The following is a 379-nucleotide window of genomic DNA, read 5'->3' on the forward strand; positions in this document are numbered from 1 at the left end:
ATCCAACATCGTCGAAATACCGGCGTTCTTCCTCGCGGAAATCGGCCAGAACCTGACGGAACGGCGACTCCTTTTCGAAATAGCCATCGGGCATGAACGGGGTGAAGATCGCATCCAGTCCACCATTACGCAGCAGATCGACCATCGGACGCTCACCGGGGCAGGCTTCGATTAAGCCGGGCTGGCCAAAGCCGTCGAGGCGGTCGGTAATCGGATGGGCTTCCGTCAGGCGGCCAGCATACCACATAGCGTCCTTGACCTCGACACCTTCGCGGCGAACGGCAGCACGCGTCCAAGTGTTGCCGCTGTCGCGCCAGCCGGTCACGCCGATGCGCTTTCCTGCAAGCTGGGCAAGCGTGGTTATGTCGCTTTCGCGGGT

The 379-nt window shown here is 61.2% G+C and carries 1 pseudogene; it reads right to left on the reverse strand.

The features are described from left to right. A pseudogene (locus tag AB4Z23_RS28935) lies at positions 1–379 on the reverse strand (nitrate ABC transporter substrate-binding protein); the annotation flags it as partial.

This window comes from Agrobacterium sp. MCAB5, from assembly GCF_052114365.1.
Taxonomy (GTDB): domain Bacteria; phylum Pseudomonadota; class Alphaproteobacteria; order Rhizobiales; family Rhizobiaceae; genus Agrobacterium; species Agrobacterium tumefaciens.